Source organism: Bradyrhizobium sp. NBAIM08 (genome assembly GCF_020193935.1).
Lineage (GTDB): Bacteria > Pseudomonadota > Alphaproteobacteria > Rhizobiales > Xanthobacteraceae > Bradyrhizobium > Bradyrhizobium yuanmingense.
Genome location: NZ_JADYVR010001382.1, coordinates 1 through 380, shown reverse-complemented (window position 1 = coordinate 380; position 380 = coordinate 1). Strand labels below are relative to the sequence as shown.

At 69.2% G+C, this 380-nt stretch carries 1 pseudogene; it reads right to left on the bottom strand.

Features of this window, described 5'->3' with window-relative positions:
- A pseudogene (locus I6F37_RS47250) lies at positions 1-327 on the bottom strand (DNA repair protein RecO); the annotation flags it as partial.
- Positions 328-380 lie beyond the last annotated feature (53 nt).

Here is a 380-nt window from a genome sequence, read left to right as displayed (position 1 = left end):
CTCGATGCCATCCCGCTCGACGTGCGGCAATGACCGCAGCCCGCGCTCGAGGTTCCACTGCAGGTACGCGGCAACCATGCCGCTCGCCTCCGCGCGGTAGCGGAGCTCGCTCGCTTCGGCGACGTCCCAGTCGCCCGTCAGCAAAGCGGCCAGCAGCCGTACGGTCTCTACCGCTGGCGCGAAGGACCCAGCCTGCCGGCAGGCGCTGCAGACCATGCCACCGGATGACACGGCGAAGAAGGGGTGCGGACCTTCGACTCCGCAGCGGGCACAGTCCTCGAACGACGGCGCGTATCCCGCGACCGCCAACGACCGCAGGAGGAACGCATCGAGAACGGCGTGGGGTCATGCGCTTGAGAGGCAAGTGTCCGCAGGCCACC